This is a genomic window from Salinibacterium sp. ZJ450 (genome assembly GCF_011751885.2).
Classification (GTDB): Bacteria; Actinomycetota; Actinomycetes; order Actinomycetales; family Microbacteriaceae; genus Ruicaihuangia.
The window spans coordinates 2,134,950-2,150,421 of sequence record NZ_CP061771.1; the positions used below are offsets into that span (position 1 = coordinate 2,134,950).

General features: G+C 66.8%; 13 protein-coding genes. 4 read left to right on the forward strand and 9 right to left on the reverse strand.

All coding sequences use genetic code 11. From position 1 onward, the window contains the following. Nucleotides 1-204: 204 nt before the first annotated feature. Both HCT51_RS10245 and glgB read left to right on the forward strand, forming a co-directional pair. The gene (locus tag HCT51_RS10245) at nt 205-2,295 is read left to right on the forward strand and encodes an alpha-1,4-glucan--maltose-1-phosphate maltosyltransferase (protein WP_166874581.1); all 2,091 of its coding nucleotides are present in this window, start codon (nt 205-207) and stop codon (nt 2,293-2,295) included. Continuing rightward, nucleotides 2,295-4,442, forward strand: coding sequence for a 1,4-alpha-glucan branching protein GlgB (glgB, locus tag HCT51_RS10250; RefSeq protein ID WP_166873568.1), 2,148 nt, complete (start codon nt 2,295-2,297; stop codon nt 4,440-4,442). The genes HCT51_RS10245 and glgB overlap by 1 nt, the downstream gene beginning before the upstream one ends. On the opposite strand, the gene HCT51_RS10255 is transcribed toward glgB, so the two are convergent. Next, nucleotides 4,439-5,350 (reverse strand): tetratricopeptide repeat protein, encoded by a 912-nt coding sequence (locus HCT51_RS10255; protein WP_166873571.1) that lies wholly within the window; start codon nt 5,348-5,350, stop codon nt 4,439-4,441. The two genes, glgB and HCT51_RS10255, sit on opposite strands and share 4 nt — an antisense overlap. After that, nucleotides 5,347-7,128: a DUF8094 domain-containing protein gene (locus HCT51_RS10260; protein ID WP_166873574.1), complete on the reverse strand. Its 1,782-nt coding sequence runs from the start codon at nt 7,126-7,128 to the stop codon at nt 5,347-5,349. Before HCT51_RS10260 ends, HCT51_RS10255 begins: the two co-directional genes overlap by 4 nt. Before the next feature lie 253 nt (nt 7,129-7,381). Between HCT51_RS10260 and HCT51_RS10265 the strand changes: the two genes are divergently transcribed. Both HCT51_RS10265 and HCT51_RS10270 read left to right on the forward strand, forming a co-directional pair. Continuing rightward, nucleotides 7,382-9,586: a coiled-coil domain-containing protein gene (locus HCT51_RS10265; protein ID WP_166873577.1), complete on the forward strand. Its 2,205-nt coding sequence runs from the start codon at nt 7,382-7,384 to the stop codon at nt 9,584-9,586. Between the two features lie 33 nt (nt 9,587-9,619). After that, nucleotides 9,620-10,672, forward strand: coding sequence for an AI-2E family transporter (locus HCT51_RS10270; RefSeq protein ID WP_166873581.1), 1,053 nt, complete (start codon nt 9,620-9,622; stop codon nt 10,670-10,672). Here the strand turns inward: HCT51_RS10270 and HCT51_RS10275 are convergent. The 7 genes from HCT51_RS10275 to pyrH form a co-directional block, all read right to left on the reverse strand. Continuing rightward, complete coding sequence (locus tag HCT51_RS10275; RefSeq protein WP_191413570.1) at nt 10,647-11,399, reverse strand: alpha/beta hydrolase; 753 nt, start codon at nt 11,397-11,399, stop codon at nt 10,647-10,649. The two genes, HCT51_RS10270 and HCT51_RS10275, sit on opposite strands and share 26 nt — an antisense overlap. After that, complete coding sequence (locus HCT51_RS10280) at nt 11,396-11,698, reverse strand: hypothetical protein (RefSeq protein ID WP_166873584.1); 303 nt, start codon at nt 11,696-11,698, stop codon at nt 11,396-11,398. The genes HCT51_RS10275 and HCT51_RS10280 overlap by 4 nt, the downstream gene beginning before the upstream one ends. Before the next feature lie 59 nt (nt 11,699-11,757). Continuing rightward, the gene (locus HCT51_RS10285; RefSeq protein ID WP_191413573.1) at nt 11,758-12,423 is read right to left on the reverse strand and encodes an aggregation-promoting factor C-terminal-like domain-containing protein; all 666 of its coding nucleotides are present in this window, start codon (nt 12,421-12,423) and stop codon (nt 11,758-11,760) included. 64 nt (nt 12,424-12,487) lie between these two features. Beyond that, entirely contained in the window at nt 12,488-13,042 is a 555-nt protein-coding gene (locus tag HCT51_RS10290) for a DivIVA domain-containing protein (protein WP_166873587.1), read from the reverse strand. Between the two features lie 24 nt (nt 13,043-13,066). Beyond that, entirely contained in the window at nt 13,067-14,047 is a 981-nt protein-coding gene (locus HCT51_RS10295) for a phosphatidate cytidylyltransferase (protein ID WP_166873593.1), read from the reverse strand. Beyond that, a complete protein-coding gene (gene frr / locus HCT51_RS10300; protein WP_166873599.1) occupies nt 14,048-14,602 on the reverse strand; it encodes a ribosome recycling factor in 555 nt (184 codons plus the stop codon). An 82-nt stretch (nt 14,603-14,684) separates the two neighbouring features. Beyond that, nucleotides 14,685-15,398, reverse strand: coding sequence for a UMP kinase (pyrH, locus tag HCT51_RS10305; RefSeq protein WP_166873606.1), 714 nt, complete (start codon nt 15,396-15,398; stop codon nt 14,685-14,687). Between the last annotated feature and the right edge of the window lie 74 nt (nt 15,399-15,472).

Genomic DNA, 15,472 nt, shown 5'->3' on the forward strand with positions numbered 1-15,472 from the left:
CCTCGGTGATCAGCGAGCCTGTGGGATGGTTCGGGTGCGCAGGCGGCGGGTTACGGGCCGCCTGCGCGGGGGGTGTGACGGAAGACGCAGTGCGATGTGATCGCACAGCGCGGGATGTTTCCCTCACCCCCTGAATCTATTGGTCCTCCTTTTGGAGGACAAGAGGAAGTCTCGCCATCTGTGCACCCAGAACGGGGGTCACGGATGCCGCGGGCGTGCCCCTCGTGCCCGCGTGGTGCAAGACGGTACGGTCAGAGTGTGGTGACACCAGAAGATGGCGGCGCAGTTGTTCACGCGGGTTCTGCAGCATCCGATGAGTTCGTGCCGCGAATCGGACGAATACCGATCCGCCAGCTCGCACCACGCCAACCGGAAGACCGCTGGTCACCGAAGGCGTTCGTCGGAGAGGTCGTGCCTTTCGCCGCCACCGTGTTCCGCGAAGGACATGACGAGCTCGGCGTGCAACTGCTGCTCACCGCTCCGGACGACACCGAGACGCAGCATCCGATGGTGCTGCGCGTGCGCGGCACCGACCGGTGGCGAGTCGATGTGCAGCTGGACGCCCCGGGACTCTGGCGATATCGCATCCGGGCATACAGCGACGACTGGGCAACCTGGCGCCACAACGCCGAGATCAAGATTCCCGCCGGCCAGGATGTCGAGCTGATGTTCACGATGGGTGCGAACCTGCTCAAGCGAGCCGGACGGTCCGCCGTCGTCAAGGACGCTATCGCCGCAATCACCGACACCTCCCTGAGCACCGCGGAACGACTGAAGGTCGCCGTTGACGCCCGCCTGACCCGCGCCATCCAGTCCCGGCCGCTGGCGAGCCTCGTCACCCTGTCCGAGACGGTCGACGTGCGGGTTGAGCCCACCCGCGCCGGTGTCGGCAGCTGGTACGAGTTCTTCCCGCGCAGCGAGGGCGCGAAAAAGCGCCAGGACGGTTCCTGGCAGAGCGGCACCTTCCGCACCGCGGCACGGAGGCTGCCTGCTATCGCCCGAATGGGTTTCGACGTCGTCTACCTGCCGCCGATCCACCCGATCGGCCACGCTTTCCGCAAGGGCCCCAACAACTCGCTGACGCCGGGCCCTCACGACCCTGGCTCGCCGTGGGCGATCGGCTCGGCGGAGGGCGGTCACGATGCCATCCACCCCGACCTCGGCACGATCGCCGACTTCACGGCGTTCCTGAAGGCGGCGAAGAAGAGCAACCTCGACGTCGCAATCGACCTCGCCCTGCAGTGCTCCCCCGACCACCCCTGGGTCACCGAGCATCCGGAATGGTTTACGCAACTGCCAGACGGAACGATCGCATACGCCGAGAATCCGCCGAAGAAGTACCAGGACATCTATCCGATCAACTTCGACAACGATCCCGAAGGCATCCGCGCCGAGGTGCTGCGCATCGTGCGGTACTGGATCGGCGTCGGGGTGCGCATCTTCCGCGTCGACAACCCGCACACCAAGCCGCTCAATTTCTGGGAGTGGCTGCTGAACGAGGTAAACACCGAGTTTCCGGATGTCGTGTTCCTGGCCGAAGCGTTCACCAGGCCTCCGATGATGCAGTCACTCGCCGGTGCGGGTTTCCAGCAGTCATACACCTACTTCACCTGGCGTAACACCAAACCGGAGTTGGAGACATACTTCACCGAACTGTCCCAGGAGACAGCGGACTTCCTACGGCCCAACCTGTTCGTCAACACGCCTGACATCCTCACCGAGTACCTGCAATTCGGCGGACGTCCGGCGTACAAGGTGCGCGCGGCGCTCGCGGCGACGGCCGCACCGACCTGGGGGGTCTACTCCGGTTACGAGTTGTTTGAGGATGTCGCCAGGCCTGGCTCAGAGGAGAACATCGACAACGAGAAGTACGAGTACAAGCCGCGTGACTGGGCGAAGGCGGAGAGCCTCGGTGCCTCGCTTGCCCCGTATCTGACCCAGCTGAACAAGATCCGCGCGGAACACCCGGCGCTCCGGCAACTGCGCAACCTGCGCGTGCACTGGAGCGACGACGACGCCGTGCTCGTGTACACGAAGTACCTGGCCGGCGCCCACACCCGCACTCGCCGCGCCGACGGCCTGATCATCGTCGCGAACCTCGACCCGCACTCGGTGCGGGAGACCACCGTGCACCTGGACCTTGCCGAACTGGGCCTTCCCCTCGATGCCCGCTTCGAGGTGCGCGACCTCATCACCGGTGACCGTTACGACTGGGGCGCCGACAATTACGTGCGACTCGACGCCTTCGTCGAGCCGGTGCACATCCTGCGAGTCGACTATCCGCGAGGTCTCTGATGCTCCCCCACCTTGATCCGACCGTCATTTCCGAGCTCGCCCACGGCAGCCACCCACGTCCGCATGACCACCTGGGGCAGCATCCGGTCGATGACGGGGTCGTCATCCGCTGTGTCCGGCCACTCGCCGCCACGGTCACCGCGGTGCGAGCCGACGGTAGCCGGGTGCCGCTGGAACACCTGAGCGACGGGCTTTGGCAGGGCGCGACATCCGCTCCAGGCCAGGGCTACCGGATCGAGGCCAGCTACCCGAACGGCGACCGCTGGACCGCCGATGACCCGTACCGGTTCGTGCCGACGGTCGGCGACATCGACCTGTACCTCTGGGGCGAGGGCCGCCACGAGCAGGTGTGGCAGGTGCTCGGCTCCCACCACCGCCCGCACGAAGACGTCGACGGCACCGCGTTCAGCGTCTGGGCGCCGCACGCCCGCGCGGTGCGCGTGATCGGCGACTTCAACTCGTGGAACGGCGTGCAGCACGCGATGCGCCGCCTCGACGACCACGGCATCTGGGAGCTGTTCGTGCCCGCCCTGACCGCCGGCAACACCTACAAGTTCGAGATCCTCACCGCCGCCGGCGAGTGGGTGCAACGCGCCGACCCGATGGCCCAGTTCACCGAGCAGCCTCCGGCCACGGCATCCGTCGTCGGCGACAGCAGCTACGACTGGCAGGATGCCGGGTGGCTGGCCGCCCGGGCAAGCCGCGAGCCGCACAACTCCCCCATGAGCGTGTACGAGCTGCACGTCGGATCGTGGCGTCCCGGGCTCGGCTACCGAGAGCTCGCCGACCCCCTGATCGAGTACGTCACCGATCTCGGCTTCACGCACGTGGAGTTCATGCCGCTCGCCGAGCACCCGTTCGGCGGTTCCTGGGGTTACCAAGTGACCGGGTACTACGCGCCCACCAGCCGGTTCGGGCATCCGGACGACCTGCGCTACCTCGTCGACCGCCTGCACCAGGCCGGCATCGGGGTCATCATGGACTGGGTGCCGGGGCACTTCCCCAAGGATGAATGGGCCCTCGCCCGCTTCGACGGCCAGCCGCTCTACGAGCACTCCGATCCGCGCCGCGGCGAGCAGCAGGACTGGGGCACACTGATCTTCGACTTCGGCCAGTCCCAAGTGCGCAACTTCCTGGTGGCCAACGCGCTGTACTGGCTCGAGGAATTCCACATCGACGGACTCCGCGTCGACGCGGTGGCGTCCATGCTCTACCTCGACTATTCCCGTGAGGATTGGCTGCCGAACGTGCACGGCGGCCGCGAGAACCTCGAGGCGATCAGCCTGCTGCAGGAGGTCACCGCCACCGCGTACAAGCGCAACCCCGGCGTCGTGCTGATCGCTGAGGAATCGACATCCTGGCCCGGAGTCACCCGACCGACATCGTCCGGCGGGCTCGGATTCGGCTTCAAGTGGAACATGGGCTGGATGCACGATTCGCTGCAGTACATGGCGGAAGACCCGATGTACCGCAGCTACCACCACAACGACATCACCTTCAGCTTCCTCTACGCGTTCAGCGAGAACTTCATGCTGCCGATCAGCCACGACGAGGTGGTGCACGGCAAGGGCTCACTGCTGCAGAAGATGCCGGGCGACCAGTGGCAGAAGCTCGCCAATTTGCGGGCATACCTGTCATTCATGTGGGCGCATCCGGGCAAACAACTGCTGTTCATGGGGCAGGAGTTCGGGCAGCCATCGGAGTGGAGCGAGGAACGCGGACTCGACTGGTGGATTCTCGACCAGCCCGCGCACCAGGGCCTGTTGCGGCTGGTGAGCCAGCTCAACCAGACCTACCGCGCTCACCCTGCGCTCTGGCAGCAGGACCACACCGAGGCCGGCTTCGAGTGGCTCGACGGCGGCAATGCGGCACAGAACGTGGTCTCGTTCATGCGCTGGTCGGCCACCGGGGAGCCGCTGGTCGCGCTGTTCAACTTCAGCGGCAACCCGATCCACGACTACCGGGTGGGCATGCCGTTCGCCGGTGCATGGCGAGAATTGGTGAATACGGATGCCGCGGACTTCGGCGGCTCCGGAGTGGGCAACCTCGGCACGGTGCAGTCGCACGACGAACCCTGGGCGGGCCGCCCGGCGCACGCCACCCTGACGTTGCCGCCGCTGGCTGGGCTGTACCTGGTGCCGGCCTAGTAGAGCAGCCCGGTCAGCCGCCTGCGCGCGGCAATGACCCGGGGGTCGTCCGCACCGACGATCTCGAAGTACTCCACTAGACGGGCGCGGGCCCGGTTCTTGTCTGGCTGCGCGAGCTTCGGGAACAGTGTCAGGATGCGGTCGAACGCGTCATCGACGTGCCCGCCGCTGATGTCGAGGTCGGCCACCGCAAACTGCGCGTGCCAGTCGCCGGGGTTCTGGGCGGCGGTGACCCGGATCGCCGACGCCGATTTGCCGTGCAGCCGGAGCATCAGCGATGCCTGCGCCAGGCCCGCGACCGCGAGCTGGTCGCGTGGGTCCTGGGCGATCGCGGTCTGGTAGGCGTGGATTGCCGCGGGCAGGTCACCGCGCTCGATCGCGTCGAACGCCTCCTGGTGCAGCGGTGGAAGGGGCACATCGGCCGGTTCGGCCGCGTCGGCGTCGGCGTCGCCCGACTGGGCGATCTGGCCGGTGACACCGTTCTGGGCCGCGAGCTGCAGCACCTGATCGAGCACGTCACGCACCTCCTCGTCGGTAGGCAGGCCGACGAACAGCGACAGCGGACGACCGGCCACCACTGCGGCGACGGTCGGAACCTGCTGCACCTGGAACGCCTGCGCCAGCTGAGGGTTCGCGTTGGCGTTGACGGTGGCGAGCGCGATGCGCCCGGCGTGGGCGGTCACGGCACCGACCAGTTCGGGTTCGATGCCTTGGCCATAGAACTCCACGATCACCGGGACCGTTTTGGAGAGTTCCAGGATCCGAGTGAAATCCGCGTCGTTCGTCTCCGAAACGATGGACTGCGCAGAGGCGGAGCCGTCGGTGGTCGCCGGGGACGGCTTGTTCACAAGTGAGGACAAGTCGACGGCGCCACGCAGGCTCGCCCCGTTCAGCGGTGTGTTGGTCACGGTACCTCCGAAGCTGAGATCAGACCTTCACTGTATCCGAGCAGCGCGATCGGCTGCTCACCTTGTTGGCTGACCGGGGGCACGTGGAACAGCAATTGGTAGGCGTAGGTTGCGGTGAACCCCTTGGTGCTCTGCGGTTTGCCGGACAGCGCGCGCACCGCTCCGGCCGAGTCCACCGCGGCACCCGCCTGCGTCGGCTTGATCTCCTCGATCTCGGTCATGTTCACCGCGACCAGGGCGCCGAGGTCGTTGGTGGCCATCACCACTGTCTCGCCCGTGCCAGCCGCATTCGTGAAGGTGAGCGCTGCCGTGGTCGGCACCTCCGCCCTCTTCGCGTCCTTGTAGGCCTTGCCGACCTGCCCGAGCAGCGGATCGTTCTCGGTGTCGAAGAGACCGTAGGAGGCGCTCTGGTCACCGTTCAACAAGACGTCGGCGTAGGCGGGACCGACCTCGGACGGGGCAATGCTGAGCAGCTTGTTATCGACCGGCAGGCGAGCCGTACCGATGGATGCAGGGGCGACCTCAGGGACTGTCTGGGTGAGCGTCACCGCGTAGTGCGCCTTGTATTGGCTGCGAGCGTCGTCCTGGATAAGCACCATGCCGACGGGCGACGGAACCACGTCGTCAGCCGGGTCCGCGTCGGCGGCCTGGGTGACGGCGATCACGGTTCGCGGCCAGATGTCGGTCTGCTGCGGGAGCGTCAGCTGCAACGGGTTGTCTCCGACGACGGGCGACACCGCAGGCAGGGCGCCGTCGACGCTGCGTGCCTTGTAGTTGGCGGCACGTAGCTCGAGCGCGGGGCCGGCAAGTCGCGTCGCTGCCACGTCTGCGCTGAGGTTGGCGTCGGCATCGGTGACCGTGGTGCCGACACTCGACACGATGCGCTTGGCTTGTGCTTCGGTGACCGCGGTGGGCGGCAAGTCTTCGCCGGCGGGCGCCGTGGATGCCGCTGACGGCTCACTGACCGGCGCACCCCCACCGGACTCTGGCGACGAGCCTGCCGAGCACCCGCCAAGCAACAGGGCGCTGGCGATCACCGGAACGACGGCGATCATCGGGCGGCTCGCCCGGCGTCCGCGCGCGTTGGTCGGCGCCCCACCGTTCGACTTTGGTTTGACGCTGCGCTGCCGCGGCGGCTTGGGCATCCGGGGCTGCTTGGGCTGCGTCCTGCGCGGTCCGCGCGAGCGGCGCAGGTGCAGGATCGCCCAGGTCAGGAAGGCGAGCCCGAGCAGGGCCATCAGCGCGCCAGCGACGATCAATGGTCCGGACCACGGCTGCGAGTTGTCGACGGGCCAGGTGACAGACACGTCACCGGGCACCGGGGCGGTGCCGTCGGAGGCGACGATGATCGAGACGTCCTCCGGCACATTGACCGCGAAGTTCACGGCGCCCTCGGCCTGGAAGTCGGCGAGCCACAGGTCGGAGCCGAAGGGGTTCGGCACCGTTGCCTCTGTGCCCTCGACCAGCTCCGACACGAACTCGCCGGTCTCGGGGTTTGCGGTGATCTCGTAGTGGGCGGCGTCGCCAACCCACGCTTTGACGTCGGAGGTGCGGCCGTACGCGGCGAACACAATGCCCTCACCCGACACCGACAGCGCCTGCCTGCCCGAGTGCGCGTTGAGGGCTTCACCGTCGATGACGGCCAGAGGAGCCTCAGCTCCCAGCTCCGCAGTGGCGGTGAACGTCTCCGGCCCGGCCAGAACCGTGCGCTGGGCGACACCGAATCCGATCAGCAGGGCAGCAACGACGAAACTGACAATCGCCAGGACGAAACGCAACGTAGATCTCCTTTCGTGCTGCCTGGTTCAGTGAGAGGCACAGCGTGTGCTCGGATGAGGCGATTCACGCCATCGGCGGGTTTCGGACACGCGGCGCCCCAGGACAGGCAGCAGCAAAGACGTTCAAGCGTAGCCGATGCGTTCCGGGGAGGCCAGCATACGGTCTGGGAGTTGTCTGAGAAGGGTTGTTACGGCACGATGACGCTGCTGACTAAACTCGTTGTGTTCCGCCCCAACAACCCGAGGAGTACACGTGGCTGCAGACGATGCAGGATTTAGTCTGGAGCTTCGCGGTTACAAGAAGGACGAGGTCGATCAGACCGTCCAGCAGCTTCGCCGGGAACTGATCAAGGCGAACACCGACAAGGCGGAGGCGGCCAAGGAGGCCAAGCGACTCGCCGCCACGGTGGAAGACCTGCAGGCCGAGCTCGACGAGACCGGCAGCCCGACCTACGCGGGCCTGGGCATGAAGTTGGAAAGCACGCTGCGGATCGCCGAGGAGCAGTCCACCCGGCTGATCAGCCAGGCCGACATCGACGCCGAGAAGCTGCGCGGCCAGACCACCGCCGAAGTGCAGAAGCTCCGTCGTGACGCGGTCGCCGCGGCCGAGAAGGTCATGGCGGATGCACAGGAGCAGGCCACCCAGCTGGTCGACGGTGCGCGCGCCGAGGCGCACGACATGATCGTGTCGGCACAGGATGCCGCGGAGGCCACCACGCAGGACGCGCTGCGCGAGGCGGCCGCCATTCGCGGCGCTGTCGCCACCGAGTCTGCGGAAGCCCGAGGCACGGCCAAGCGCGAGTCTGCCGCGCTGCGCGCCGAAGCCGAACGCGAGGCATCCGAACTCAAAGTGGTCGCCACTCGCGAAGCCGCCGAAGCCCGCGAGACCACGGCCGCGCTGAATCGCGACATCGAAAAGGCGCGCGCTGATTTCGAGAACGAGAACTCCACGCGGCGCGCCGAGCTGGAACGCGACATCGAGCACGCCCGCACTGACCTGAACCGTGAGGTCGAGACCCGTACTGCGGCGCTCAACGAGCTCGTGGCGACCACGCAGGCCGAGCTCCGCCAGGAAGTCGAGTCCACCAAGGCCGCGCTGGTTCACGAGGTCGACAGCACTCGTGCCGCCCTCGCCACCGAGGTCGAGGCCACGCAGACGGCACTGACTGACGAAGCCGAACGCCGGCGCGCCGACCTGGACGCCGAGATCGACGCCACCACCACCTCACTCGCCCGTGATGTCGACGGCACCCGTGCCGCGCTCGCCACGGAGGTCGAGGGCACCCGGGCCTCCCTCGCCAGCGAAGTGGAGACCACCCGCGCCGCCCTGCAAGCCGAGGTAGAGACCACCCGTGCCGCGCTCGCCAGCGACGTGGAGAGCACGAAGGCTGCTCTCGCCAGCGAGGTCGAGACCACCCGGGCCTCCCTCGCCAGCGAGGTGGAGATGACGCGGGCCTCACTGGCCAGCGAGGTTGAGACAACGAAGGCGTCTCTCGCGAGCGAGGCGGAGACCACGCGGGCGTCCCTCACCAACGAGGTCGAGACCGCCCGGAACGAAGCGAAGACGACGCGCGCGGCATTGCTGAGCGAGGTGGAGACGACCAGGGCAACGCTCGCCGGCGAGGTGGGGAGCGCCCGCGCCGAGGTTGCGCGTGAGATCGAGCAGCAGCGTGCCGCGCTTGCCAGGGAGCTGCGGGTCAGCCGAACCGAGCTCGCCCGCGAGGTCGAGTCCACCCGGGCCGAGCTGGCGCGCGACACCGACGAGGCACGCAGCGCACTCGACGCCGAGATCAGCGAGACGCGTGCGCAGTTCGACGCGGAGATGGCGACCGCCAAGTCCACCCTGGAGTCGGAGATCCGCGAGGCACGCACCACGCTGGAGCACGACATCGAGAAGCAGCGCACCGACCTCGCCCGCGAGGCGCAGAACCAGCGCAGCGCCCTGACCTTCGAGCTGGAACAGACCCGCGCCACGCTTGCCCACGAGACCGACGCCACCCGGAGCGAGCTTGCCCGCGACGCGGAGCAGGCGCGGATCGACCTTGAGGTGGAACTCACCTCACGGCGCGAACAGGCGGAGAAGGAGTACCTCGCGCGGCACCAGGAGGCCGTGGCGCAGACGCAGAAGTACCTCGACGAGGCCGGAGCGCAGCTGGCCGAAGCCACCCGCCGGGCAGCGGACAAGCGGCTCGAAGCAGACACCCTCGACCTCGGCGCCAAGTCCGACGCCAAGGCCACCCGCGAGAAGGCCAACACCACCGCGAAGGAAGTGCTTGACAACGCGGACGCCCGCGCAAGGTCGATCATCGACGACGCCGAGGCCCGCGCGTCTCAGCTCATCGAGGACGCCGAAGAACGACTCGCGCAGATCCGGATCGAGCGCGACGCCGTGGCTGGCTACTTCGAGAACCTGCGCGGGGTATTGTCACAGGCAGAGAAGGTCACAAGCGACCAGTAAAAGCCACGGCCGCACCCTCGGGGGGACACACGCGTGAAGATCCACAATCCGTTCCGCCTGGGACTGCTAGCCGGGCTCGGCGTGCTCGTCGCGATCCTGATCGGCACCGCGGTCGGGCAACTGGCGCTCATCCTCACCTACGTCGGCGCAGCGCTCTTCCTGGCACTCGGCATCGACCCGGTTGTCAGCTGGCTTGAGCGCCACGGCTGGAAGCGCTGGCTGGCGATCCTCGTCACGCTGCTGGGCATTGTCGGCGTCTTCGTCGGTCTCGTCTTCGCGATCGTGCCGGTGATCACCGAGCAGGTGAACAAGCTGATCGGACAGGCCCCTGATCTGATCGAGTTCTTCACGAGCGGCGCCGCCTATGAGTGGGCCGAATCGACTTTCCCGTGGATTCCCATCGACACGGTGGTGGCCGAAGTCACCAAATGGACTCAGGATGCCGACAACATCACCGGAATCTTCGGCGGGGTGCTGCAGACGGCGGTCACGATCGCATCCGGCGCATTCGGCGCCCTCATCATCCTGATCCTGACGCTGTACTTCGTGACCTCGCTGAGCAGCATCAAGCGGTCGCTGTACCAGCTGGTGCCCGCGTCGAAGCGCGAACGCGTGATCGATATCTCGGAGCAGGTGAGCACCGCAGTCGGCCGTTACGTGGTCGGTCAGGGGGCGCTCGGGCTGTGCAACGGGGTGCTGAGCTTCATCTTCTTCAGCATCATCGGTGCCGAGTATCCGGCACTGTTCGCCTTCCTCGCGTTCCTGTTCTCACTCGTCCCGCTCGTGGGTACGATCACCGGCTCGATCGTGATCGTGGCCATCCAGTGGCTGGTGAACCCGGATTCCTTCATCACTGTGCTCACCACCGCGATCTACTACCTGGTCTACATGCAGGTTGAGGCGTACGTGCTGAGCCCGAACATCATGAACCGCGCGGTCAAGGTGCCGGGAGTCATCGTGGTGATCGCGGCGCTGGCCGGCGGAACGCTCGGCGGCATCCTCGGCGCGCTGGTGGCGATCCCGGTTGCCGCATCCATCCTGATCATCGTCAAGCAGGTGTTTATTCCGAAGCAGCAGACGCTGTAGCGCTCTCCGGCTCGCTGTCCCACTCGGTCGGCAACGGCAGCGCTCCGGGGTTCAGACGCTCGACGATCTCGCTCAGAACGCGATAGGTCTGCGCCTCCCCCACCCACAGGTGCTTGCCGCCCTCCACGTTCACCAGGTCGATGTCCGGCACGACGGCGAACCGTTCGGCTGCCTCAGCAGGGCGCAGGTAGTCGTCCAGTTCGGGGATCACCGCGACCAGGCGGCGGTCATCACCGTGCCACGCAGCGATCTCGTCATCCGTCGCCCGATGAAGCGGCGGGGAAAGCAGGATGGCGCCGACCACCGGATGCCGCCTGCCCCACTTCAGCGCCACCTCGGTGCCGAACGACCAGCCGAGCAGCCACGGGTTGGGAAGGCCGCGCTCGGCCACGAATCGCATCGCGGCGGCCAGGTCATGGCGCTCGTCGATGCCTTCCCCGAAGGCGCCGTCCGAGGTGCCTCTGGGTGAGGTCACACCGCGGAAGTTGAACCGGAGCACGGCGATGTCCGCGAGGGCCGGCAGCCGCGCCGCCGCCTTGCGGATGATGTGGGAGTCCATGAACCCTCCGCCGGTCGGCAGCGGGTGCAGAGCAACCAGCGTGGCAACTGGCTCCGCGGTTTCGGGCAGCGCAAGTTCACCGACGAGGGTCAGCCCATCCTCGGTATGCAGTTCGATGTTCGAGCGACGGGCGGGCAGAAGGGCGGCGCCCCGGATCTGAGTGGTCAATTCCTGATCTTCCAGCAGTGGGCGTGCCAGTGGCGGCGGGCGGCGACGTCGTCGGCCTCCCCCATGATGCCGTCGGCACGCCAGGTGACGGTGTGGGCGACCCCTGGGGTGATCTGCACGGTGCAGCCCGGGCAGGTGTAGTACTTCAATGCGGATGCCGCGGCGATCGGCTGCACGTTCCACAGCCCGTCGCGCTTGTGCTCCGTGTGCCGCTGCCCGAACAGCGCCCGGGTGATGTCGCGTGCCTCATCATCGTCATCCCGCGGCGCGCGGCCGCGGGGAAAATTCGAACGAGGCATTCCTCAATCCTAGACAGCGACGATCTAGACAGCGACCGGACGGCGGACCGTGCGCTCGGTCAGTACCATCCGCGGGACTTGGACGTGGCCCAGGCGCTGCAGGGGTCGCCGTAGCGGCCCTGGATGTAGTTGAGGCCCCAGGTGATCTGCGTGGCGGGGTTGGTCTGCCAGTCGGCGCCGACCGTCGCCATCTTCCTGCCGGGCAGCGCCTGCGGAATTCCGTACGCGCCGCTCGACTTATTCGAGGCGTAGACGTTCCAGCCCGACTCCTTCTGCCACAGCGACACGAGGCAGTCGTACTGTCCGTCGCCCCAGCCGCGCGCAGAAACCAGTCCCTGGGCGACAGCCTTGGCGCTGCCCGGATCGGGCGTGCCTGCGACCGGCGCCGTTCCGGAACCCTTGGCGGCCGGCGGCGCGACGGGCTTCGGGGGCTCCGGCTTGATCACCTTCCAGGCGTCGCGGCTGCTGGCGAGCGACGCGGCGGCGGCGGAGGCTTCGAGGGTCTGCCCCTCGGGGGCCGCACTGGCCGGGGCTTCTGGACGTCCCATCCCGGCGTATGCGCCGGCGTTCGGGTCGACCAGCGTAACGGAGAAGAATCCCAGAACAGCCAGCATGGCCAGCATGGGAAGCACGATCCGCGGCTTGTCTTGCGGTCTCCGAATGCTGCTCTCAGGTGCCTCCGGCACCGCCTCGAGCACGGTTTCGTTTCTTGAGTGTCTGCCCATCCCGGAAGATTTTACCCGATAACGATCGGATAAAGCAGACATGGAGCATATTGCCCGGATCGGTTCAGCGGACTGCCAGCATGACCTGAGTCACGCTGTCGAGTAGCACGTCGACCTGTGCCTCGCTGTAACCGCGCTTCGCCGGGCGGAAGGCGATGGTGCGTACCTCATTGATTCCGAGCGGTTTTCCGTGCTGGAAGTAGTCCACGATCCGCTCGGCGAACTCGTCGACATCCCGTGTTTGGTAGCCGGTGGTCAGGATGCCGACCCGCTCGAACCGTCGGCCCACCGGGCGGGACAGCCGGTCGAGGATCACCTGTGCCGTCGCGCGGGCGTGCTGGTTCCAGTCGCTCTCACCGCGCTGCGCGAGCACCAGCTCACGCTCGCGGGCCGCGAATGCGTCTTCCAGCCGCTCCAGCGCTGCGTCAACCAGCGACGTGGAATAGCCGCCCTTCTGCATAGAGAAGGCGGTGTGCCGGATGCTGGTCGACGTAACCGCCGACGATCCGTCGGCTCGTTCCGAGGTGTATGCGCGTCGAGCGTCTTCGAGGAAGTCTTCGACCTGCTCGACGTTGTAGCCGAGCACCGACTTTCGGGTTCGCGGGAAGGTAGTGCTCACCGGACTATTCTGCCGCACCGATGCTCACGCGAAGATCAGGTACACGAGGTAAGCCGCAATCGCTGAGGTGAGGATCGAGTCGAGGCGGTCGAGGAACCCGCCGTGACCGGGTAACCAGGTGCTGATGTCCTTGATGCCGAGGTCCCGTTTGATCAGGGATTCGGTGAGGTCGCCCATCGTGCCGGTGGCGAGCATCACGATTCCGAAGATCACGCCCATCCACCACGGCTGATCGATCATGAAGAGGGCAAGCAATACCCCGGCGACGATGGCGGCGACCCCAGATCCGGCGAAGCCCTCCCAGGTCTTCTTGGGGCTGATTTTCGGCGCCATCGGGTGCTTGCCGAAGGTGAGACCCGACGCGTATGCCCCGGTGTCGGTGGCGACGACGATGATGAGGAACGCGAGCACCCACCACTGGCCCCCGTCCTGGCTGACGAGCAACACCGCGAAACTCGCGAGAAACGGCACGTAGGCCATCACCATCAGGCCGCCGCCGATGTCTTTCAGCAGGTCGCGTCCGCTCGGGCGGCGGTCGGGCCACGCGGTCTCCGCCAGACGCCACACGGTGACCAGCAGCATGCCGCCGAGAATGGCGAGCCACTGCCCTGTCCCTTGCCAGTAGAACGTCGCGGGCATCACGGCGAGAGTCGCAATGATCACCGGAAGGCGTGGCACGTCGCGGCCGGCGAACCTGAGGGCGCTGGCGAGCTCGAACGCTGCCAGGCAGGCGAGCACGGCGGCGAACGCCATAAACAGCTCGGTGAACAGCAGCAGGCTGACCAGCAGGATTCCGCCGAGCACCAGCCCGATCAGGATCGCCATGATCAGGTTGCGCCCTGTGCGCTTCTCGATCCGTTCTTCGATCGCGTCGATCTGTGCGCGGGTCGCGGCTAACTGTGTCTCGATCTCGGCGCGCGCATCATGAGCGAACACCTCGAACTCGGACTTCTTCCGGTCGCGTTTCGCTCCACGCCGCAGCGGTCGGTCGGGGCCATCCGTCATTTAGACCTCGAGAAGCTCGGCTTCCTTGCGTTTCAGGGCTTCATCGATGGCATCGACGAACGACTTCGTGGTCGCCTCGAGCTCTTTCTCACCCCGAGCGACGTCGTCGTCGCCGACCTCGCTCTTCAGCGCGTCGAGGTCGTCCTTGGCCTTGCGGCGGATGTTGCGGATCGCCACCTTGGCGTCCTCGCCCTTCGTCCGCACCAGCTTGACGAACTCCTTGCGGCGGTCCTCGGTGAGCTCCGGCAGGGTGACGCGCACGATGTTGCCGTCGTTGCCCACGCTCGCGCCGAGGTTCGGCGCGTTCACGATCGCCTTCTCGATGTCCCTGAGCGCTCCCTTGTCGTAGGGCGTAACGATGAGCATCCGCGCCTCAGGGTTCTGCATGGCGGCCAGCTGGCCGAGCGGCGTAGGCGTGCCGTAGTAGTCGACCAGGATCTTCTGGAACAGTGCCGGGTTCGCGCGCCCGGTGCGGACCGTGCCGAAGTCGTCCTTCGCGACCTCGACGGCCTTGTTCATCTTGTCCTTGGCCTCGGCCAGTACGTCGCTGATCACGGATGCTCCTTATGCTGTGTTCTCTTGGCAAGCTTAGTGTCGCGCGGCAGAACGCCGCGCCGTCTGAGAAGTGTGTGGCCGCTCAGTTGCTGACGAGCGTGCCGATTCGCTCGCCAATGATCGCCTTCGTGACGTTGCCAGACGGCTCCATCCCGAACACGAGCATCGGCATCCCGTTGTCCATGCACAGGCTGAACGCGGTGGAGTCGACCACCTTGAGACCCTTGACGAGCGCTTCCTGGTAGGTGATCTCGTCGAGCTTCTCGGCGCTGGCGTCGGTGCGCGGGTCCGCAGAGTAGACGCCGTCGACACCGTTCTTCGCTACCAGTACCTCGTCGGCGCCAATCTCGAGGGCCCGCTGCGCCGCCACCGTGTCGGTGGAGAAGTACGGCAGCCCGGCGCCGGCGCCGAAGATGACGACGCGACCCTTCTCGAGGTGCCGTTCGGCGCGCAAGGGGATGTACGGTTCGGCGACCTGGGTCATCGAGATGGCGGACTGCACGCGCGTGGCGGCTCCGGCCTGCTCGAGGAAGTCCTGCAGCGCGAGGGCGTTCATGACGGTTCCGAGCATGCCCATGTAGTCGGCGCGCCCACGGTCCATGCCACGCTGGCTGAGCTCCGCGCCGCGGAAGAAGTTGCCCCCGCCGACCACGATGGCCACTTCGACCTCGGCAGCCGCGATCGCGATCTCCTTGGCGATGGCGCTCACCACGTCGGGATTCACTCCGAGCGATCCTCCGCCGAATGCCTCGCCGGACAGCTTCAGCAGCACTCGTCTTCTGCGTGCCTCTGTCATGGGTTCTCTCCCTCTTCGTGGCTTGTTACAGGGTATGGGTTTGAGCATGACAACGGGGTCCGGGACATGAGTCC

Coding starts and splice junctions, on each gene's coding strand:
- HCT51_RS10245 (WP_166874581.1), top strand. CDS start 205: ATGCCGCGGGCGTGCCCCTCGTGCCCGCGTGGTGCAAGACGGTACGGT.
- glgB (WP_166873568.1), top strand. CDS start 2,295: ATGCTCCCCCACCTTGATCCGACCGTCATTTCCGAGCTCGCCCACGGC.
- HCT51_RS10280 (WP_166873584.1), bottom strand. CDS start 11,698: ATGCCTCGTTCGAATTTTCCCCGCGGCCGCGCGCCGCGGGATGACGAT.
- HCT51_RS10285 (WP_191413573.1), bottom strand. CDS start 12,423: ATGGGCAGACACTCAAGAAACGAAACCGTGCTCGAGGCGGTGCCGGAG.
- HCT51_RS10295 (WP_166873593.1), bottom strand. CDS start 14,047: ATGACGGATGGCCCCGACCGACCGCTGCGGCGTGGAGCGAAACGCGAC.
- pyrH (WP_166873606.1), bottom strand. CDS start 15,398: ATGACAGAGGCACGCAGAAGACGAGTGCTGCTGAAGCTGTCCGGCGAG.